Below are 20,867 nucleotides of genomic sequence, written 5' to 3' on the forward strand. Positions count from 1 at the left end.
TTATGCGGTTGAGCCACACAGAAAAAAGCAAGCAATCTTTACAAATCGTAAAGTTGCCCGTACTTTTGCCGGATATAACGGATGAATGGAGCGATGTGCAAATCTGCACCAGTGACGCCCTTAATTAATTCAGCCGCTGTGTACTTGCAACCGTGTTGGTATATGTTTTCTCTTAACCAATTATGCAAGGTACTGAATTGTCCTTGCTCAATGTTAGCTAAGATTTCCGGATGAGCGGCTAAGGCGGCGTCAAAAATTTGGGCACTCATCAAGTTGCCCAGGGTGTAGCATTGGAACACACCGCCAATTTGACTGGTATACCAGTGAACGTCCTGGAGAACGCCATCCATATCCGTTTCGGGGACAATGCCTAAATCAGACCGATACCGTTCTCTCCAGGCTTCCGGTAAGTCTCGGACGGCTAATTTCCCTTCCAGCAAGTCCAGTTCTAAGTCAAAGCGGATCATCACATGCAGGTTGTATGTCACCTCATCCGCATCCGTGCGAATCAGCGATCGCACCACTTTGTTGATGGCTCGGTAAAATGTCTCTAAGGGAACATCCTTAAGCTGATGGGGAAAGGCGGCTTGCAGTTGGGGATAGAAGAATTGCCAAAAGCCGCGACTGCGCCCGACGATATTTTCCCACAATCGAGATTGACTTTCATGAATCCCTGCTGAAGTCCCACCCGCTAAGGGTGTTCCTTCCAAGGTGGGGCTAATCCCTTGCTCATATAACCCATGACCCATTTCATGAATACTACTAAACAGCGCCTGTCCTAAGTCATTGTCGTAGACGCGAGTGGTAATTCGGACATCCTCTGTGGAGAAGTTAATCATAAACGGGTGATGGGTTTGATCTTGTCGTCCCCGTTGGAAGTCATACCCCAACTGCTCAATGATTTTCAGCGTAAATGCCAACTGGTCTTGCGCCGGATAATACTGATGCAAACAACTATCATCCGTCATCGGTTGAGCGGTAATCGCTTCCACAATCGGTACCAATTCGTCTCGCAACTGAGCAAACAGCGATCGCAAAAAGCCCGCTTGCATGCCATAATCGGCAAAATCAATTAACGGATCAGCAATATGGTCATATCCGGGGAAAAAGTTCGCCAATTCCCGGCTCAACTCCAGGGTTTTTTCCAGATAGGGTGCAACGGCGGCAAAATTATTGTCCGGTCGCGCCGCCACCCACGCCCCATACGTATCGGTGCGATGGCGAGAAAATTTTGCCATAAACGTGGCGGGAACCCGCGCCGCCCGCTCATACTTGCGACGGGTAACCCGGACTAAACTGGCTTCATCCGAATTGTAGGGCAAACTGGCTTCTAGGGAGCGTAAGTCCTCTAGAAGCTCACCCATGGCTGGATCAGTAAATTTACTATGGGAAATTTGTTGCAACGTCGCTAACTGTCGTCCGCGAGCGGCTGCGCCTTTGGGCGGCATATAGGTTGCCTGATCCCAATACAACAAAGACGCGGCGGCTTCAATATCATTAATCTCACTCAGACGGGTTTTCAGCTCTAGGAGTTTGGTTTCTGTCTTTTCGATAGTCTGCATAGTCGGTGGGTGATGCTGTAGTATTGGCTTGGAGACATTGGTGAAAATGTTTCCCAGATTAGTAAATGTACACCTGACAATCGAAAAGGAGAATCATCCCTAACTGGCAGGGAACGAACAGCTAGGCTGAACTCTAAGCTTGTACAGTGACTCTCGTACTTAACTACCGTAACTCAGCGGCAATGAATGCATCATTGGGCTGACCGCTACGGCAACGGCTAACCCTGATCCGGTGGAACGTGACCAAACTATCTTTCTACCTTAACTATTGAACAGTGAACAGTGAACCGGGAACAGTCAGAATTTGAGACTCCTTAACATTTCTTAGCACAGCGTACAGAATTTATGTCCAAAGGACACATCATTTATGTAGAGACGCGCCATGGCGCGTCTCTACAATGGTTCTCCTTACCCTTCCCTGATTTTGGTGAAACCCCCTTCTGTCGCCCATCGTAGTCTAATTTCTAAGCAAGCGTAAACCACTCAGAATCACCAGTATAGTAGAACCTTCATGTCCAATAACGCCGAGGGGAAGACTAATGCCAATCGTAAAATTAGCCACTAATAACAAACCAATACTACACAAAGCAAACCCAATATTTTGGGTAACCACCTGAGTCACACGACGACCTAAACGAACCGCAGCCGTTAACTTGTCCAAACGATCTGCCATTAATACAACATCGGCGGTTTCTAAAGCCACATCACTCCCAGCAGTTCCCATGGCAATTCCCACAGATGCGGTTGCCAAAGCTGGGGCGTCATTGATACCATCACCCACCATGGCTACGGTTTGATCGTGTTTTTTCAGCCTTTTGATCACCTTAACTTTATCTTCTGGTAAAAGTTCGGCATAAACCTGATCAATGCCTAGCTGCTGGGCGATGTAACTCGCCGTAGTTTTGCTATCACCACTCAGCATAATCACCTGTTCGATGCCCAGTTGTTTCAAGTCTTTGATCACAGTTGCAGCCGCCGGACGCACTGTATCGGCAACCGCGATAATTCCCAAGAGTTTACCCGCCGCCGCCACCCAAACGATGGTTTTGCCGTCTTGTTTCAGGCGTTCGCTTTCTGCGATTAGAGTTGTGGGGACGTGAGCAATTTCGGATTGAATAAATTTAGCTGTACCCACTTTTATTACTTCCCCGTCAACATTACCACTAATCCCAAAACCTGTGTGAGATAATACATTGGTAGCCGATGTTAACGTCCAGGATTTATCCATAGCCGCTTGCACAATTGCCTTGGCGATAGGATGTTCGGAATAGGTTTCCACAGCGGCTGCTTTTAACAAAACCTTATCTTCATTATTTCGGTCAGCACTGATAATTTGGATAACTTTTGGTTCTCCAGTCGTCAGGGTTCCCGTTTTGTCAAAGGCAATCGCTCGTATTTTGCCGATTACCTCCAACTGAGCGCCACTTTTAAATAAAATACCCTGTCGCGCCCCATTCGTCATTCCCGATAGCAGTGTCGGCATAATTGCTGCCATTAAAGCACAGGGAGACGCAACAACCAAAAAAACCAAAGCCTGATAAATCGTCCTTTGCCAATCCCAATTGAAAACAAAAGGGGGAAGAATTGCCAGCAGGATACCACAAACTACAATTACTTTCGCATAACCGCGTTCTAAGCGTTCAATGAATAGTTGAGATGGCGGGGCTTCCGTTTGCGCTTGCTTGACTAAACGAATAACCCGTTGAATTAAGCTACTTTCCGGGAGTTGATGGACTCGCAGAATTAACGCCCCAGCCCCATTAATGGTGCCAGCAAAAACTTCATCTCCCACCGTTTTTTCTCTGGGTAGCGACTCTCCGGTGATAGAGGCTTCATTGAGACTGCTTGCACCTTCAATAATCAAGGCGTCGGTTGGAATTAATTCTCCAGGCTTGACTAAAATTTTGTCATCGATTTTTAAGTCTTGAATCGGAATCTGACAGTTTTTACCTTGGAGGATAACCCGTGCTGTATCGGGTGTCAATCCCATCAAGCTACTAATCGCACGGCTGGTTCGTTTCATGGCGTAATCTTCTAATGCCCCACTGATGGCAAAGATAAGAATTAATACCGCGCCATCAACAATTAGGAAATAGTCCCGCTGCCAAACGCCTAAAAATGCCGCCCCTAATGCGGCGATGATCATCAATAAATCAACATCGAGTTCCTTTTCGACAAACAGAGTCGTTAGTCCCTCTTTTGCACTCCCGTAACCTCCAATCACATAGGCGGCTGGGAGGATCAATAACGCTAATCCTAACCAGCCAAGTTGGAGAAAAAGCCAACCCAAGCATACTAAAACAGCACAGGCTACCGCCGCCCAAGTATCTTGATGTTCTGCGATGATTGTTTTCATGTCATGATTGATGAGTCCCCGACTGCCTCATCCTAAACCTTGACATTGATGTCAAGGTCAAGTGTTAAACTAGCAAAATGGCAAACCAATACTTAACCATCAAACAACTCACCGCAGCAGTTGGTAATGGTTTAACTCCGAGAATGGTCAGGCATTATCACAACTTGGGGTTGTTACCAGAGGCGAAAAGGTCTGCGGCTAACTATCGTCTCTATACCGATGCAGATGTGCAGCATTTGCGGCGGATTGTGGCGTTAAAATCTCAGGGGTTTCAATTGGATCATATTCGTCAGTTATTGACACCTGATTCTGGAGATCTAAAAGTTGACCAATTAACGTCTCAACTGCAACAGCAATATCGCTCAGTGATGCAACAATTAGCTCGTTTGCGCCAAACAGCATCGGCTTTGGAAGGATTGTTAGGACGCGATCATCGTTGTCGAAAGATTCAAACTGAAGCACTGGTGCAACTGCGACAATTAGAATTAGAATCGACGGTTGGATTAGAAGAATTAGCACCATTTTGGCACAGTTTAGATGCTGCCTGTGACGCTCATCCCGAAGACTTTAGCGAATCCTTACAGCAACTGTTACCGGATTTATCCCAAAAGAATGAAATTGAACGAGATTTACTGACTAAATTGGTACTCGCTAGTGGTGATGTCAGTTTAGTCGATTTTGTGCGTTTGAGCCAGGGGGCGATCGCGTCAGCTAGAAATGCCCTCAAGACTCACTGTGAAATTGTCGCTGATGTTTCTCCAGTTGTCGCCGCTCTTGACCAGACTCGAATTGCACATTTAGGGCTTACTGTCAAGACTCTAATTGATGAACCCCATATTCACAGTGCTGATGAAGCCGAACGCAGGTTTTGCCAACAAGGAAAATGGCAGGAACGATTACAACACCTCACGCCTGGTTGTATCTTAGTGATCGGCTATGCCCCATCAGTATTGATATCCGCCTTGAAACGCATCGAACAAGGACAACTGCAAGTCTCCTTAATTGTAGGAATGCCGATTGGCTTCAGCCACGCCCCAGCCGCTAAACGGCGATTAATGGGTTCGGGTGTGGAATATATTACCACTCTGGGGACGATTGGCGGTGGATTATTAGCCGCCGTCGCCCTGAATAGTTTAGTTGAATCTTTGATGGAAAAGCCCAATTGCCATTGTTATTTGCAGAATCATTAGGGGATTAGCGCTGATCATCTGGGTGCTGTCTTTCCTGGTGCGATCGCGAGTATAATGATTCAACGCCTAGGAAGCAATCGGTGAACGGCAAGCAGCTATAGCAGAGTTACAGGACATTGTGCAAGAATTGGGAGAGGAAATCAGTTTGTAGGTACAGAGTGAGAACTATGCAGAGCATCACACTAAAATCCCATATCGGTAGTGATGGTCTTTTGAAGGTTCATTTACCTGACATGAGAGATACGGATATTGAGGTTGTCATTGTCTATCAAACTAGCATATCTAAAGAGGTTGAAGCTGCATCTGTTTCCCAGTTTTACGGATGTATCCAAGATGACTCATTTATTAGGCATCCTCAGAATGAACAACCTGAACGCAATCCCTTGGGCTACTTGCCGATGGATCGGCTGATCCCTTACAGGATGGACATTTAGGCTGGCTAGTACCGCACTGTGATCCGGACGCCGTAGTAGCTGCATGTATTGACGATGATCAGTGCTGTGATGGGGAGTGGTGGCGAGAACAATGTCTGGCTCAATTTAGCCGAGATGCCTTTCAGGAACAGTGTAAACAACTCTTGTATAACCGAGATCACAAAATTTAGGGTCTGGCTAAGGTTGAATAGAATAGTATACCCACTCAGAGGTTGACAATGGCAGGTCTGTCTAATCTTCAGCTTACCATCGACTTTAGCGATTCTGATTTGGACTCCGAAGACTTGGAAACCCTTACACAAAGTCTCTATGAGGATATAGATTCTTTAGAAGAAGTCGAGTCTGTTGAGCGTATCCGAGAAAAGCCAGTCGGAGACGTGAAAGCAGGAGCAGAGGATTTGGGTAAATTGATGGTTGGCGTCTTAACCACCCAGATCCCTTTACCGACAATAAGACCTGTCGTGAACTTTCTGTTCAGCCGCTTGTCTAGTAAAAAAGTTAAGGTGAAAGCAGAGGCTAATGGTAAAACCATTGAGTTAGAGACCGTTGGCACCAGCAAAGAAGAGGTATTGGTTCTGATTGACCAACTCAAAGACTTTGTAGAGAGGGCGTAGGACGTGGCAAATGGCAAAATTAGCATTGCTGATTGGGATTAGTCAGTACGAGTTTGGTTTAGACCCACTTCCCGGTTCTATAAAGGATGTACAAGCAATGGAGAAAGTTTTGCAACATCCAGAGAGGGGAGGATTTGATGCCGTTGAAGTGATCACCAATCCTGACCCCCAGCAGATGCGGGAGAAGATTGAGGCACTATTTGCCGATAGCCACAAAGATGATCTATTGCTCTTGTATTTCTCAGGTCATGGCATCACAGACAATAGAGGAAAACTATACTTAACCAGTCCTACAACTAAAAAGACACGACTAGCAGCAACGGCGATTCCTTCTGACTTTGTGCATAGCCTCATGTTCACCAGCCCTTCTCGGCAACAAGTGGTGATTCTTGACTGTTGCTTTAGTGGTGCTTTTGCTAAGGGAATGACCGCTAAAGCTGATGCTGCTGTTCTTACCTCTTCTGGATTATTAGAGTATTCCCAGTCAGGAACAGATCTCTCACTGTACACTCGTTTCCTGGTTGAAGGGATGGAGACTGGTGCTGCCGATCTGAATAAAGATGGGATAATTTCTGTTGATGATTTGCATGAGTATGCCAAAGAAAAAATATTGCAATGCTCAACAGAGATTAAGCCAGAAATCTATCCATTCAAAGAAGGTCACAAACTATCATTAACTCAAACAGAAATTTGTTTTCAGGAACCTCTTATACCCATTTTTACACCTCCAAGTTTTCCTGATTTTTATGGCAGGCAGACTGAGTTGGATCAGGTAAAAAAATTGCTTCAAGCCTCCCCAGTCGTAATGATGTGGGGAGAGTCGGGAGTAGGAAAGACTTACTTAGCAGCACAACTAGCGCATCAGCTCAGTAATGATTACAAAGTTTGTTGGCTAGACAAAGAAGAACTGACATTGGATGAACTGTTGTGGCAGGTGAACGAGTTTCTCAAAAGCAATGGTGAGTACGGATTTGTCACAACTTATGCCGAAGACAAAATTACAAGCACTCATAAAATCCCCACTTTAGTGCAGGTTGTCAGCACTAGCAAATTAGCCAATTATGCATTCTTTATTGATGGATTTCAGCTTGCCAACCATTTAGAGATTGAGCCGTTTATTCAACGCTTCAGAACCCATGGAGGGAAGAACAGATTAATCTTGATTGACCATTCTCCAGAGCAGTCGTTAGGAGTATGGCTGGCTAGTCGAGTTCATAAATTCAATGTGTCAGGCTTTCAATACGAGGAAGCGGTTAAGTATATTAATCAAAGATGTCAAGCTTCAGGGATTGAATGCTCCTTAAATGATGTGATTGCGGTGATCGAAAAAACAGCCGGACATCCTCTAGCGATAGACTTAGTTATTCAGTGGTATTGTCTGCTAGGAAACTCTATGGGAAATCTACTAAATCGGCTGGTAGAGTATGATCAACGCTATGGCTCTGAACTCAATAAGAGATTATTGGAAAATGTAGCTAAACATCTTGATGAAACAGAACAAGAAGCTTTAAGGCGTCTTTCAGTGTTTCGGACACCCGTTCAACGTTCAGCCTGGACGTATCTAGATATTTCAGAAAGTGTGGGAGAAGCGCTCCTACAGCGCCGATTACTAACAAGAGTGGATTGTGACAAGTTCCAAATGCATCCTCTGATTGCCGAGTTTTGGCGTACATCTCAGTGTCAGGAGGAAATAGCATATTGGCAAGAAAAAGTAGCTTACTATTATTGGCAACAGGGGAAACGAAGCCCTCTAGAAATATTAGATCGCCGTGCTTACCTCGACTCATATTATCACTGGTGTAAAATTGGGCAAATAGAAACAGCAGCACAGGTTTTAAATGATCTGGTGGGTCGCTCACATGAAAAAGAACGGCTGCTATCAGAGAGACTGACTGGATTAGGAGAATGGCTACTTAATCTTGATGATGCTATTTTTGTAGATAAACCCTGGCTATTGTTGGAGCAAGGTCGAAAACTAGAGAAACAAGGTAGCGCAGTAAATGCTGAAGAGGTTTTCCACAAAGCCTACGAAATTTTTGAGCAAAAACGGAATCAACTAGGTGCTTCTGTTGCTTTGTACTATGTGGGCAAGATGCGTCATCTTAGAGGGCAGCCTGAACTAGCTTTGCAAGCCTTGGAGTCTGTTCTAGAGATAGCGGAAAGTCAAGCTGATTTTCCGATGCAAATTCGCACTTTAGGGAAAATGGTTGGCTGTTATACGGATCTTGGTCAGTGTGATAATGCCCGCAATGTTGCTAATACTGCTTATGCACTAGCTACTCGTTCTGATGATAAACTGGGTCTGGCTTTAATTTTATATCGTCAAGGTAGTATCGAGCGTCATCAGGGCAATTTTTTGGAAGCCGAAAAATTCTTTGGCGCGAGTGCAAGAAAATTCGCTGAGCTAGGGGATATATATCGAGAGTCCAAATCTTGGGCGCGGTTGGGTATTTGCCAAAAGTTTCAAAGTGATTTGGAAAAAGCAGAGAAGAACCTTAAACGTGCTATTGAACTTAAACAATCCATCAATGATCGTCATGGTGAAGCACGAGATTTGGATTATCTTGCAGATATTTATACTCATTTAGGTCGCTATGAAAAAGCTGAGGCAACTTATCGAGAATCCTTGAATATTAAAGAAGGTAAAGATGGTCTTAAACCTGATGTATATGGACAAATTAAGACATATAACAACTTGGCTAGAATCGCTTTATCAACTGACCGCTTAGATGAAGCTGATGAGTTGATTCAAAAATCAAAGGAACGGATTGATAAGCAGAATAAACGTTATGTTGGAGTAAATGGCTCACGCCTAATCATTCAAGGGGATTTGCAATTTACTAAAGGTGAATATGAGTCTGCCTTGCAATCCTATACAGAGGCGGCTACCTGCTTTAAATCTCCCAATCCAGAAGTACCGAGCAGCTACGCACGAGTTTTATTCAGCCGTGGTAAAACCTACCTAAAATTAGGAAATATTGGTTTAGCCAATTGGGATCTGGAAGACTGTTTAGCCCGCTTTAAAGAGTACCGTATGCGCTACCATGAAGCGCATACGCTCACTTATTTGGCAAGATTAACAGCTTTAATAAACTCGCCTGAAGAAGCACATAACCAAAATCAAGAGGCGATGAGTATCGCTACAGACATTAATGCCCAGTCAATTGTCATAGTTTGTCTTGAGACTCAAGGACAAATAGAAGAAAATAGAATTTTAAGTAGTTTTAATTTTGATGGGCAAGAAAAAAATACAAAAGACTTAATTGAACCAGTATGGCGGTGCTATGATGAGGCAATTAATAAATTAACAGATAACAATATCAATCGGCAGATTGTACGACTACAAGTTCACAAAAAGCTCTGGCTGTTCACAGTTAAGCATTTATGTAAAAAGGCTATATCTGATGATGATGCCTATGGGTTGTTACAGACAGAAAAACTACCTCAAGATGTCATCTACATCGAATTATTAAATTTTAAGTATACCCTTGGTATTTTGAATTCCATATCCTCTGGTCTCGCTTCCGGAATAGCCGATTGTGTTTTAAGCATAGTTTCACCTCTATCTATGCGATTTGGGTTCAATGAGTTACGTGAAGAATTAGAAGAACGAGCTCTTGCTTTTCTCCATCCCCGCGAATACGAAGAAATTAACCAAGCTCTGGAAAGCCGATTCCCACAGCGAGAAGACTTTATCGAGAATCTCACTTCAGACTTAGAGTCTCTTCTTGAAGAAGCTAAAATCAAGGCTGAAATTTTTCCTAGAGCTAAGACCATTTACAGTATCTATAAAAAGTCAACAGCTCGCAAAGTTTCTTTAGATAAAATCCTGGATATTGTTGGGGTTCGTATTATTACTCAAACGGAAAGCGAATGTTACAAGGTCTTGGCAATTGTACAGGAAATGGGAGAATTTTTTCAGGGAGAAGGAATTCTGAAAGAAAGCCTAAGAGATTATATTAAACATCCCAAGATTACAGGTTATCAATCTATTCATATCAATATCAGATATGGAGAACCAGAGGCGCGAATTGTAGAATTCCAGATCCGGACACACAGGATGCATCTTGCTGCAGAGGTAGGAATTGGTGTACTAGGTCTGGATCAGGCTGCTCACTGCCGTTATAAAGATCCAGCCTCTTATGCTCAACCGTTGTCAAAAAGAAACTATGAACTGACACAGAGTCAACGAGTTAATTTGGCAATTAAATGTGAAAAGAAAGAGGTGGTGACTATAGGCAATAGACTTCGCTCTAGTAAATTTGAATTATTGAGCGTAGATCTTGATAAATTATCAGACCAACAAATAATTATTCATCTTGATCTGGTAACTAAAAGCCGTCGTTCTAGGAAAGAAAAGGCAGAACTAGAAAAAGCTTCTAGCCAGTTAATAGAAGCCATTAATGAAATACCAAATTGCAAGGTTATTGAGGATAAGGAATCAGAACTTAAGGGGATTAGCTTGTCTACAAAAGATAAAGCATTGTTACTCCAAGAGTTAACTAGAAATTCAAATAATTCAAATGAGTTTATTTACTTAATAACCCCCAGAGGTGATGTCAAAAAACTAATAATTCCTAGAGATAATGACAAAGATGATGACAGAAAACTACCTAATGATGCAACCCCTGTTGATTTTGCCTATCGTATTCATACTGACTTGGGTAACCACTGTGCTGGAGCAATAGTGAATGACCAGATGGTGACTCTGGATACCCCCCTGAAGACTGGGGATATCGTGGAAATCATCACCAACAAAAACAGCCATCCCAGTTTAGATTGGCTAAATTTTGTGGTAACAAGGACTGCCCGCAATAGAATTCGCCAGTGGTACAAACGATCGCATTGGCAAGAAAATATTGCCCGTGGTCGAGAACGACTGCAAAAAGAATTAGGCAAAGATAGTTTTGAAGTTCTGCTGGAATCTGAAGCAATGAAGGAGGTGGTAGAACAATGTAACTATCATAGCGTCAATGATTTGCTGGCTAATTTAGGTTACGGTGAACTCTCCCTCAATCAAGTGGTCAATCGCATACGAGAAGCTACTAAAAATCAACAACCAATTGATATTGATAATACCCCTGAGTTATCAACGACGCCTCCAGCAATCTCCAATATCGTCAATACCTCATCTTTAAGCAAGTCACCCATTGCAGGTATAGAAGGATTAGACTATCACCTTGCTCGCTGTTGCAATCCTGTACCTGGTGAACCGATTATTGGCGTTGTCAAGCTTGCAGGAAAAGGCATTTCTATTCATCACAAGGAGTGTCATAATTGGGACAATATACCAGATGAGCGCCTGATCGAGGTTAGCTGGAATAATACAGAAGGTCAAACTTACCCAATTGATATTCAAGTCGAAGTTTGTGATGAAGTGGGTGTCCTCCACAATATCACCAGTGTTCTAAAGGAGTTCAAAATTAATATTCGAAAGAGCCGGACGGATTGTTACGCTGACAAAACGGCTATGATTTATTTATGCATTGATATCTGCGAGCATCAACAGATTCAACGAATAGTTTCTCGAATAAAGAAACTAACAGGCTGTTTGAGTGTGCGCCGTAGTAGTCAAGTATGATAAAAGGTCGCACAGTGAGGCAGTTTCGAGTTACTGAACCGACGTTTCAGTGCCATGGGAGCAGCACTCCTGCTTGTTGATCGCAGCCGCAGGCTCATCGGTTATCCATTCATAGAATTCCAGAGACTCTTGAGAGCAATCAACACAATGGTGACAGCGTTTTGGAGTCGGTAACTTTTGCACTCTCCCTTTGCGGATGAGTCGGTTCAGCATACCGCGTAGAGCATCTGCATGAATGCCAAAATGAACCTGCATTTGGGCAAGGGATGCTCTCCCTTGGTGAGATAGATAGTTCTGAATCTCATTCAAAATCATGTCTTCTTTTCCGTTTGCAGCACTCAATTATGATCAACCGATTAAAGGACAATTGTAGGGGCGGGTTTAGGGACAATTGTAGGGGCGGGTTTAGGGAATCAATTCAGATCCTCACCAATAACGAAACAACAAAACCCGCCCTCCTCACCAATAACGGAACAACAAAACCCGCCCTCCTCACCAATAACGGAACAACAAAACCCGCCCATTCCCCCACCGCACGGCAATCGATTAATCCCAAACTGGACAACCAAACCCACCTTATTCTCAACCGCGATCGCACCAAAAAAATGTCGAATTTGGGACTTTAGGGAATTAGTGAAAGGTTGGGGCAGGGCGGGTTTTGTCGAAAGATGATTGGTGGCTTGATTAATTTGTCCCTAAACCCGCCCCTACATTGGGTTTTATGGCCCAATATCATATTTTAATTAACCTGAAACCCGATCAAAAAACACCAGATTCCCAACCGCGATCGCACTTTGTTTGTCCAAAGTCCAGTTATGCAGCAAACCCTAATTGCTGATCATCTGACCCCTGTTCCGGCGAACGGGTTGCGATATCTTGAAACCCACAATCGTGATCGCCATGACTAGCACTAATCCCGCAATCCACGCCAGGGATATACCTGGTTGCTGAGGGAATATTGCCCCTTGGTAAAATAACGTGGCACTCCAGTAGGCAAGTCCCGTCGTCCAAGCTGCCACAAACACCGTCCATCCTACATTGGTTTCCCGGTAGATGGCTGCAGTAGCAGCGACACAGGGGAAGTACATCAGCACAAACAGCAAATAGGCAAAAGCACCCGCTCGACCGTCAAAGCGTTGAACCATCGCCCCAAACGTACCCGTGGCGACTTCTTGCTCCTCAGCCGCTGCTTCAATATTGCTCACATCACCCACCGATAGACCCAGAGGGTCGAGCAGATTGCCAGGAACCTCGGCTAAATTGGCTGGAATCGTGGCAAACGCTTCACCAATTCCTCCCCAAAAGTCAAAGGTTTCTGGGGTTTCTGGTTCTACCTCTGCTCCCAGTTGACCATAAAGGGAGTCAAGCGTACCCACCATTGCTTCCTTGGCAAACACTCCGGTAAAAATCCCCACCGTCGCGGGCCAATTGTCTCGCTCTAAACCCATCGGTGTAAAGACGGGAGTGATTGAGCGGCTGATGGAACTGAGAACCGACTTATCCGTGTTTTCCTGACCAAAGGAGCCATCAGTCCCGATTGAGTTCAATAGGCTCAATACCATCACCATGATCACGATAACTTTCCCTGCCCGCAGCATAAACGCTTTGAGCCGATCCCAGGTACGTAACAACACCCCTTTGAGATTCGGTAGATGGTAGGGTGGGAGTTCCATGACAAAGGGCGAGGCTTCACCTTGTAATAGGGTGTTTTTCAAGACCAACCCTGTGAACACCGCCATGGCAATACCAATCAAGTAAAGTCCAAAGACAATATTCTGACCCGCTATCGGGAAAAACGCCGCCGCAAACAAAGCATAAACCGGTAGTCGTGCGCCGCAGGACATGAACGGATTCATGGCAATCGTCATCAAGCGATCGCGTTGATTTTCTAGGGTGCGCGTTGCCATAATCGCTGGCACGTTACAGCCAAACCCCACTAACATGGGGACAAAGGATTTCCCCGGAAGACCGACAAAGCGCATAAAGCGATCCATGACAAACGCGGCTCGCGCCATATACCCAGAGTCTTCCAAGACAGAAAGGCACAAAAACAAGATGGCAATAATTGGGATAAATGTCGCCACTGTCTCGATCCCGCCACCGATCCCCTCAGCCAGCAGAACTTTGAGCCATTCGGGTGTACCAATCGTGCTGAGTAACTCGCCGAAACCTTCGACAAAGATCGTCAGTGTCAAGATATCGAAAAAATCAATAAAAGCACTGCCGACATTAATCGTCAGCACAAACATCAGGTACAGCACCACCAGAAAGATGGGCAGACCGAACCAGCGGTTGAGTACCACACTATCGATTCGGTCAGACAAATTACTGCTAACTTCTCGGGTGCGTTCTGTCGCCCCATTAACCAGTTGGCGCACAAAGCCGTAACGACTATCGGCAACGATAATATCGATATCTTCACCCAGCACCTGATGAATCTTGCGGCGCTGCTCTACTACCTGTTTTTCTAACTCCTGTCCTCTCAACTCAGGCGCAATCCGGTCTTCGTACTCTAGCAGTTTCAGCGCCGTCCAGCGAGGTTCAACGGCTCGGTCAGGACTTTGTTCCATTACCAAAGGCATCACCTGAGCGATCGCGTCTTCGAGTACGGCGGGGTATGCCACATAGCTGTGGGGTTTAACTCGATTTTGCAGGTTCTGATTAATCGTATCCCGCAGAATCGCCACACCTTCATTGCGCGACGCGACTAATGGTGTGACGGGACAACCTAGGCGTTCTGATAGGAGAACGGTATCGATGCGGATACCCCGATCCTGCGCCACGTCGGTCATGTTCAGCGCCACCACCAAGGGGAGGCGCATTTCCATGATTTGGGTGGTCAGATACAGGTTCCGCTCTAAGTTAGAAGCGTCAACAATATTAACCACTAAGTCGGCTTCGCCAGTGAGCAGGTAATCTCTGGCAATGATTTCATCGAGTCCACTATCTTGGTCTTCAGCATCCAAGGAATAGACGCCCGGTAAATCAACAACGGTAATACTCTCGTCGCGATCGCGATAGTTCCCTTCCTTGCGCTCAACAGTGACTCCGGGCCAATTCCCGACGCGCTGGGTGGCACCAGTTAAGGCGTTAAACAGGGTGGTTTTGCCGCAGTTGGGATTGCCGACTAGGGCAATTGTCCACTTATTCATTTTCGTTCACCTCTTCAATACAAAGGACATCGGCTTCGTGTCGGCGTAAGCTCAGATTAAATCCCCGCACTTCAATCTCAATCGGGTCCCCTAGGGGCGCATGGCGGATCACAGTGAACTCGGTTCCGGGTGTCAATCCCATGGCTAGCAATTTGCCCTTATAACCTCCAGTCCTTTTCTCGTAGCCCACAATACGCCCTTTGCTACCTACGGTTAAATTGCGGAGATATGTGTCTGTATTCATTGCTTTTCCCTGTTTACAAGCGTTAACTTGATGGGGTTGAGTCACCAGAATTTTGTTCGCCATACCCGCCCCCAAACCAATGCGGTTATCCCCGAAGGCGATAATCACGGAGCCACTGGGAACGCAGCTCACCACTTGAACTTGGATACCTGGTGTTAACCCGAGACTCAGAAGGTGACTGATGCCGCCTTTGCCTTTGAACCCAATAATCGACACGCGATCGCCAGCACGGGTCATCGCTAAAGGGAAATTAGTCTCGGCATCGAACCGCTTATGGGCTAAGTCCTCATAGAACTCAACAATGTTGTCTTCATCTCTAGAGGGTTCGGATGTTTGCCCGAAAAAAGAAAATCCCCATCCTTTACGCTGTCGGTTGCGTTGGCGTCGGTGATTTGAGTGTCTGTTGGCTGTCATTGCAGGCTCCTGATTAAGACTATTGTTCTATAACAATTTCCGTTTATTAGCAATCTTTTTTAATAATTAATTCGGGTTTGGGCAGGCGGGATGGGGAAAACCAGATGCAGGCAGTACGCCCACAAGAGTGAAGCTATAGGGGTTTTCCAGTGAAAGACCCTAAACTCTATTCCCGTCCAAGTTGGCGGCATTAGATTCAAATAATTGTCCTCTAGATAATAAAGTAAATGATACGCGATCGCAATAGACTGGGCGTGGCTGCATGTAGAGACGTGCCATGGCGCGTCTGGGCGGGTTTAGTTGCTCGCTGGGCAAACTCTTGCAGATTGGCATTCAGCACCAGATGCTCCGGCTTAACGGCTTTCATCCCTTGGCTAGGGGCTGTGATTAGCTGGGAAAACCACTTCTGTTAATCCGAAGTCAGTTGAGAAAGATTCGTAACGTATTGTCGTCTCATTCCAGCTCAACTCAGAGATTTGGGCAGATTTTGAATGCCGCACAAGTCAGTAAACCCTGATAAAACGTTGATTCAACGGGTTACCAAAACCGGAGCGGGTCAGTTTTGTCATAAAACTTAATACTGCCTTATTGATAATTTCTCTAAACTAACGTTATCTTATTGAATATCTTTCGCAACAAATTGCACACCTCAATCGACGGACACTTATGCAAACCTATGACAATCCAGAAGTAAAGTACGATTGGTGGGCAGGCAATGCCCGATTTGCCGATCTCTCTGGCTTATTCATTGCCGCCCACGTTGCTCAAGCTGCCCTAATCACCTTCTGGGCAGGCGCATTCACCCTGTTTGAGCTTTCCTGGTTTGACCCCACCCTGGCGATGGGCGAACAAGGGCTAATTCTGCTCCCCCATCTGGCAACTCTGGGATTAGGCGTTGGCGATGGTGGTCAAGTTGTCGATACCTATCCCTACTTCGTCGTGGGTGCGGTTCATTTGATTTCATCAGCGGTTTTGGCAGCCGGGGCGCTATTTCACACGTTTAAAGCACCGGAAAACTTAAAAGACGCCAAGGGTTGGGCAAAGAGGTTTCATTTTGAGTGGGACAACCCAAAACAGTTGGGGCTAATTCTGGGACATCATCTCCTCTTCTTAGGAGCAGGGGCATTATTACTTGTTGCCAAAGCCATGTACTGGGGGGGACTTTATGATGCGACGACTCAAACCGTTCGCCTGATTACCCAACCGACGCTTGATCCTCTGGTTATCTACGGCTACCAAACCCACTTTGCCAGTATCAGTAGTTTGGAAGACTTGGTTGGAGGGCATATCTATGTCGGCGTGATGCTGATTGCGGGGGGTATCTGGCACATTTTAGTTCCGCCTTTCAATTGGACTAAGAAAGTGTTGATCTTTTCCGGCGAGGCAATTTTGTCCTATTCCCTGGGTGGCATTGCATTAGCGGGGTTTGTCGCTGCCTATTTCTGTGCTGTCAATACCCTAGCCTATCCGGTTGAGTTTTACGGCGCTCCCTTAGAGGTGAAACTAGGGATTGTGCCTTATTTTGCCGATACAGTTAAATTACCCCTAGGCGAACATACATCGCGTTGCTGGCTTGCCAATGCTCACTTCTTCCTGGCATTCTTTTTCCTGCAAGGGCATTTGTGGCACGCCCTGCGAGCGATTGGATTTGATTTCCGCCGCGTGGAGCGGGCATTAAATTCTGTTGAAGTTTAATTATTCCTCACACCATGAGGGGTTTCTACGGATGATTGAAGCCCCTCTTTTTTAAAGAAATACACCAATACCATTATGAATTGTCCTTGTTGTTCGGGAAGGTTACTACAACACATCGGTCGAACTGGACTGTATTGGTACTGCTTAGATTGTCGTCAATCCATGCCAATTTTGTCCGATCCGTGTCGCTCATTCTTGCCAGAACATTATTCCTCAACATTCCGTTGTAAATCTCGATTAGCGATCCCAGCCAAGCCCAAACAGTCTTGTCAGAAAACAGCTTGAGGGATCAAGGTTCATCCATAGCGTTTTTCTTGGGTTGTTGAAATGTCTAAATTTCCCGATGCACTTTGGCTCCATGTCAGTCCAGCTTTAGCACGATTTGATCGTCCCTTACTGAGTCATCTGTCTGAGTATGGCGCGATCGCTCGGTGGCACTATCACCAAACACTGGACGAACCGACGTCTCTAGACGCCGCCTTGGTATTACTCCATGACTATCTCAAGTCTGGCGATCGCCCCCTGCATCTTCTTGGACATGGCACAGGTGGATTATTAGGACTCCTGTATGCCCATCGCTATCCTGAACGTGTGCGATCGCTAACGCTTCTGTCAGTCGGCGTTCATCCAGCGGTAGATTGGCAAGCACACTATTATATGCAACGCCAAATGCTGCTCCTACCCCGCGACGTTGTGTTAACCCAGATGGTTTACAACCTGTTTGGCTGTCACTGTCCCCTGATGGTACGAAGACTCATACCCGTTCTCAAGCAGGATTTAACCAGTTCATTATCCCCTCATTCCTTATATCAGCGCCTGAGTATTCCAGCGGCGGAATCCCCGGTTCCCCTGTTAGTTTGTGGTAGCCGTGATGATGTCATCATTGACTCGGATTTACTCCTGGGATGGTATCCCTGGTTAAAACAGAATGATCGCCTCTGGCAATGTGCCAATGGACGCTACTTCTTCCATTATTTTCATCCGCAACAAGTGAGTGAGCAAATTGTAAATTTCTGGACATCTCTAAGTTTATCCGCTTCAACTCCTTGTCCATTAGAAATTTATCCATCTGAACAGTCTAACTCTATTGGAATTAAACCGTTTCCGCGAGGTAATGATGCGTAGTGAAGTTTCTGTACTAATCACTAATTTGCCCATGATTCTCTGTCCAATTCTGATCTGTAGCCTACTTGTGATCTTGTGCTTATCCATCTGCGCCGCTGTTCGAGATGGGATAACTCGACTCAAACGATTGCATCAAGTTCCTTGTAGCCACTGTGCCTTTTTTACAGGAGATTATCGCCTCAAATGTACCGTGCATCCTAGCAAGGCTTTATCGGAAGAAGCAATTGGCTGTTTAGACTACGAACCAATCGCTGCGTCGCCTCGATCTAACGGTGTATGTTCCCAATGCTTTTGTGCCAAAACGACAACTAATCACACCTCGAACTGTTTGTCCATTAACCATCAATAAGCCGATGTCTTTATCCACTTTATCCACGTCAATCCCCTATATATTTCCCACCCGTCTGCATGTTGTGTATCCCCAAAAAGCGTTTAATCGCAAAGACTTGCTACCTCTGGGTTCAGACTATCTGTGGGAAATTGAACAAGGTATCGTGCGATCGCTAACTTGGAACGAAGAAGGTCAACTGGTTACCCTCGGCTTTTGGGGTCAGGGAGATGTAGTGGGACGACGGTTATCTCGGATCAAGCCTTACCAGGTGGTTTGTTTGACCCCAGTAACGGCGAGTCAAATCCCCGTAGAGAGTTACTCTTTACAACAGGCGTTACTGGTTCATGCTTGGAAAAGCGAAGAACTATTGAGTATTCTACATCAGCACTCTGTCTATGATCGCCTGCTGCGTTTCTTGGAATGGCTATCCTGTCAATTTGGACAAAAAGTTCCTCAGGGTCAATTGCTTAACTTTCACCTGACTCATCAGGATATTTCCGAGACGATTGGCATTACTCGAGTAACCGCAACTCGCCTCATCAATCGGTTGGAACGGGAAGGGAAGATTGTGCGATCGCATCGAAAGCTCATCCTCACCACTGGTGAACATTCTGAAGTGACATCCTCCTACATCAAATCAAAGATTATGATGTAGGCTTCCCCAAATCACTTTGAGGATTTCCTGGTTATTCCCTTTCGGGGTTGCGCCACTTGCCTAGATTGGTTTTGGTTTTCACCAACCCCCGGTAGATCGGCTGCACAGGCAGTTTCCTTTGTTAAACTAAGCATAAGCGTCACCGCATTATACTCGTCTTCAAAACCGTACATGAGACTTTCGTTCATACGGCTCCTCAATAATTAGGCACTTGTCTTGTGTACCTCGTCGTGACAATGGCGATGTAATAAGGTTAGATTCTCCCATTTGTTATTGTGGTGATTCTTGTCGATATGATGAATTTCCATAAGGTCATCGACGTTGAATCGTAATCCACAGTGGGAACATTTACCTTTCTGTTGCTTGAGTAGATAGGCGACCTTTTTCTTAGCTTCGGGATGTCTTCCCATTCTTGTTGACCAGTAAACCCAGTCCCCATCATACGGGCTTCTATCCCCTGCAACCTTAACCCATCTTTCGATTTTTGTTTCGGAGTGTCTAATTACTCTGGATTGCTCCTTCATAAATGTCCATTGATACCCTTCATGGATTCCGAAGTATTTGCGGTATATCCAGTGTAAGGTTTTCTTTGGATGTCTCCGTCTTGCCCATTTCATGAGTGATTGGGCAGTAAAGTGGGTGAGGTATTTGAAGGCTTCTGAACTTACTTTTGTGGAATAGTAATTACACCATCCTCTGATAATTGGATTCAGTTCCTTAATGATTGCAAGCTGTGTTTTTGCTTTACCTTTGTTGACTACTTCCTTAATCCGGTCTTTGTGTCTTTGGTGTTGGCTAATAATGGCGATATCACTCCACCTTGGGGTGTCCCCTTTTCGTTGATTCGGAATACGTTTTTGTCCATGATGCCAGCCTTGAGCCAAGATTTGACTATACGACTGATTAATGGGCTGGTATCCAATTTCTTGATTAGGGTTTCGTGATTGATGTTGTCAAAGCATCCTGCTATATCGGCATCAAGAACATATTTGTCATGATGCCTCAGCATATCGTGTAACGCTTGAATTGCGTCGTGACATGACCGTGCGGGTCGGAAACCGTAGCTGTTGGGTTCAAAGAGAGCTTCCCATTGGGGTTCTAGTGCCATCTTGACAAGAGCTTGACTTGCTCTGTCTTGAATGGTAGGAATCCCTAAAGGGCGCTTTTCTGTTTTATTGGGTTTAGGTATAAACACTCGACGGATTGGTTGAACTTTTCCTTTTAAGTCGAGCTTCTGGGTAAGTACCATCCTTTGTTTTGGGGTTAAGGATTTTACCCCATCTACTCCGGCGGTTTTCTTACCTGTATTGTCCTGTGTAACCCGTCGAACCGCTAGGGCTTTGGATGACCATGACTTTAGAAGCAGTCTCTGTAATCGCCTAACCTGTTGACTGTCGCCACGTTGAGAGGCTTGATAGATTCTCTTTTGGAGCTTGAATACATTTCGCTCTAGCTTACGCCAGGGGATAGTATTCCATTCATACATCGGTTGAACCGTGTTCATAACGTTTTAA

At 45.4% G+C, this 20,867-nt stretch carries 15 protein-coding genes and 2 pseudogenes; 10 read left to right on the plus strand and 7 right to left on the minus strand.

The annotated features are described in order from the left end of the window. Positions 1 to 38: 38 nt before the first annotated feature. A complete protein-coding gene (locus tag RIE73_RS30640; RefSeq protein WP_446404769.1) occupies positions 39 to 1,562 on the minus strand; it encodes a carboxypeptidase M32 in 1,524 nt (507 codons plus the stop codon). A 457-nt stretch (positions 1,563 to 2,019) separates the two neighbouring features. Then, on the minus strand, positions 2,020 to 3,918 hold the full coding sequence (locus RIE73_RS30645; RefSeq protein ID WP_446404770.1) for a heavy metal translocating P-type ATPase: 1,899 nt from the start codon (positions 3,916 to 3,918) through the stop codon (positions 2,020 to 2,022). A 77-nt stretch (positions 3,919 to 3,995) separates the two neighbouring features. Between RIE73_RS30645 and RIE73_RS30650 the strand changes: the two genes are divergently transcribed. The 5 genes and pseudogenes from RIE73_RS30650 to RIE73_RS30670 all read left to right on the plus strand — a co-directional run bounded on the left by RIE73_RS30650 (position 3,996) and on the right by RIE73_RS30670 (position 11,737). Then, positions 3,996 to 5,108 carry a precorrin-8X methylmutase gene (locus RIE73_RS30650; RefSeq protein ID WP_446404771.1) on the plus strand — a complete coding sequence of 371 codons (1,113 nt, stop codon included), beginning with the start codon at positions 3,996 to 3,998 and terminating at the stop codon, positions 5,106 to 5,108. Positions 5,109 to 5,275: 167 nt separating this feature from the next. Next, the gene (locus RIE73_RS30655; protein WP_446404772.1) at positions 5,276 to 5,542 is read left to right on the plus strand and encodes a hypothetical protein; all 267 of its coding nucleotides are present in this window, start codon (positions 5,276 to 5,278) and stop codon (positions 5,540 to 5,542) included. Next, a pseudogene (locus RIE73_RS30660) lies at positions 5,503 to 5,712 on the plus strand (glycosyl transferase group 1); the annotation flags it as partial. The gene RIE73_RS30655 and the pseudogene RIE73_RS30660, both read left to right, overlap by 40 nt. Positions 5,713 to 5,760: 48 nt before the next feature. Further along, positions 5,761 to 6,156 (plus strand): hypothetical protein, encoded by a 396-nt coding sequence (locus tag RIE73_RS30665; protein ID WP_446404773.1) that lies wholly within the window; start codon positions 5,761 to 5,763, stop codon positions 6,154 to 6,156. A 10-nt stretch (positions 6,157 to 6,166) separates the two neighbouring features. After that, complete coding sequence (locus tag RIE73_RS30670; protein WP_446404774.1) at positions 6,167 to 11,737, plus strand: caspase, EACC1-associated type; 5,571 nt, start codon at positions 6,167 to 6,169, stop codon at positions 11,735 to 11,737. A 30-nt stretch (positions 11,738 to 11,767) separates the two neighbouring features. Here the strand turns inward: RIE73_RS30670 and RIE73_RS30675 are convergent, their stop codons facing one another. Beyond that, positions 11,768 to 12,052, minus strand: a complete 285-nt coding sequence (locus tag RIE73_RS30675; protein WP_446404775.1) for a FeoC-like transcriptional regulator — start codon at positions 12,050 to 12,052, stop codon at positions 11,768 to 11,770. 29 nt (positions 12,053 to 12,081) lie between these two features. Here RIE73_RS30675 and RIE73_RS30680 point away from each other — a divergent pair, with 29 nt between their 5' ends. Then, positions 12,082 to 12,363, plus strand: a complete 282-nt coding sequence (locus RIE73_RS30680; protein WP_446404776.1) for a hypothetical protein — start codon at positions 12,082 to 12,084, stop codon at positions 12,361 to 12,363. 201 nt (positions 12,364 to 12,564) lie between these two features. Here RIE73_RS30680 and feoB read toward each other — a convergent pair whose 3' ends face one another. The 3 genes from feoB to RIE73_RS30695 form a co-directional block, all read right to left on the minus strand. Beyond that, positions 12,565 to 14,889: a Fe(2+) transporter permease subunit FeoB gene (gene feoB / locus RIE73_RS30685; RefSeq protein ID WP_446404777.1), complete on the minus strand. Its 2,325-nt coding sequence runs from the start codon at positions 14,887 to 14,889 to the stop codon at positions 12,565 to 12,567. Then, positions 14,882 to 15,547: a FeoA family protein gene (locus RIE73_RS30690; RefSeq protein ID WP_446404778.1), complete on the minus strand. Its 666-nt coding sequence runs from the start codon at positions 15,545 to 15,547 to the stop codon at positions 14,882 to 14,884. Before RIE73_RS30690 ends, feoB begins: the two co-directional genes overlap by 8 nt. Before the next feature lie 211 nt (positions 15,548 to 15,758). After that, positions 15,759 to 15,914 (minus strand): hypothetical protein, encoded by a 156-nt coding sequence (locus tag RIE73_RS30695; RefSeq protein ID WP_446404779.1) that lies wholly within the window; start codon positions 15,912 to 15,914, stop codon positions 15,759 to 15,761. Positions 15,915 to 16,213: 299 nt separating this feature from the next. Here RIE73_RS30695 and RIE73_RS30700 point away from each other — a divergent pair, with 299 nt between their 5' ends. From RIE73_RS30700 to RIE73_RS30715, 4 genes are all read left to right on the plus strand, one after another. After that, positions 16,214 to 17,242 carry a chlorophyll a/b binding light-harvesting protein gene (locus RIE73_RS30700; protein WP_446404780.1) on the plus strand — a complete coding sequence of 343 codons (1,029 nt, stop codon included), beginning with the start codon at positions 16,214 to 16,216 and terminating at the stop codon, positions 17,240 to 17,242. Between the two features lie 327 nt (positions 17,243 to 17,569). Next, on the plus strand, positions 17,570 to 18,367 hold the full coding sequence (locus RIE73_RS30705) for an alpha/beta fold hydrolase (RefSeq protein WP_446404781.1): 798 nt from the start codon (positions 17,570 to 17,572) through the stop codon (positions 18,365 to 18,367). Positions 18,368 to 18,398: 31 nt separating this feature from the next. Continuing rightward, positions 18,399 to 18,716: a hypothetical protein gene (locus tag RIE73_RS30710; protein WP_446404786.1), complete on the plus strand. Its 318-nt coding sequence runs from the start codon at positions 18,399 to 18,401 to the stop codon at positions 18,714 to 18,716. Between the two features lie 4 nt (positions 18,717 to 18,720). Beyond that, complete coding sequence (locus RIE73_RS30715; RefSeq protein WP_446404782.1) at positions 18,721 to 19,353, plus strand: Crp/Fnr family transcriptional regulator; 633 nt, start codon at positions 18,721 to 18,723, stop codon at positions 19,351 to 19,353. 203 nt (positions 19,354 to 19,556) lie between these two features. On the opposite strand, the pseudogene RIE73_RS30720 reads toward RIE73_RS30715, so the two are convergent. After that, a pseudogene (locus RIE73_RS30720) lies at positions 19,557 to 20,857 on the minus strand (group II intron reverse transcriptase/maturase). Positions 20,858 to 20,867: the final 10 nt, after the last annotated feature.

Source organism: Coleofasciculus sp. C1-SOL-03, assembly GCF_040220555.1.
Taxonomy (GTDB): Bacteria; Cyanobacteriota; Cyanobacteriia; order Cyanobacteriales; family Coleofasciculaceae; genus Coleofasciculus.

Coding starts and splice junctions, on each gene's coding strand:
- RIE73_RS30640 (WP_446404769.1), bottom strand. CDS start 1,562: ATGCAGACTATCGAAAAGACAGAAACCAAACTCCTAGAGCTGAAAACC.
- RIE73_RS30645 (WP_446404770.1), bottom strand. CDS start 3,918: ATGAAAACAATCATCGCAGAACATCAAGATACTTGGGCGGCGGTAGCC.
- RIE73_RS30650 (WP_446404771.1), top strand. CDS start 3,996: ATGGCAAACCAATACTTAACCATCAAACAACTCACCGCAGCAGTTGGT.
- RIE73_RS30655 (WP_446404772.1), top strand. CDS start 5,276: ATGCAGAGCATCACACTAAAATCCCATATCGGTAGTGATGGTCTTTTG.
- RIE73_RS30665 (WP_446404773.1), top strand. CDS start 5,761: ATGGCAGGTCTGTCTAATCTTCAGCTTACCATCGACTTTAGCGATTCT.
- RIE73_RS30670 (WP_446404774.1), top strand. CDS start 6,167: ATGGCAAAATTAGCATTGCTGATTGGGATTAGTCAGTACGAGTTTGGT.
- RIE73_RS30675 (WP_446404775.1), bottom strand. CDS start 12,052: ATGATTTTGAATGAGATTCAGAACTATCTATCTCACCAAGGGAGAGCA.
- RIE73_RS30680 (WP_446404776.1), top strand. CDS start 12,082: ATGATCAACCGATTAAAGGACAATTGTAGGGGCGGGTTTAGGGACAAT.
- feoB (WP_446404777.1), bottom strand. CDS start 14,889: ATGAATAAGTGGACAATTGCCCTAGTCGGCAATCCCAACTGCGGCAAA.
- RIE73_RS30690 (WP_446404778.1), bottom strand. CDS start 15,547: ATGACAGCCAACAGACACTCAAATCACCGACGCCAACGCAACCGACAG.
- RIE73_RS30695 (WP_446404779.1), bottom strand. CDS start 15,914: ATGAAAGCCGTTAAGCCGGAGCATCTGGTGCTGAATGCCAATCTGCAA.
- RIE73_RS30700 (WP_446404780.1), top strand. CDS start 16,214: ATGCAAACCTATGACAATCCAGAAGTAAAGTACGATTGGTGGGCAGGC.
- RIE73_RS30705 (WP_446404781.1), top strand. CDS start 17,570: ATGTCTAAATTTCCCGATGCACTTTGGCTCCATGTCAGTCCAGCTTTA.
- RIE73_RS30710 (WP_446404786.1), top strand. CDS start 18,399: ATGATTCTCTGTCCAATTCTGATCTGTAGCCTACTTGTGATCTTGTGC.
- RIE73_RS30715 (WP_446404782.1), top strand. CDS start 18,721: ATGTCTTTATCCACTTTATCCACGTCAATCCCCTATATATTTCCCACC.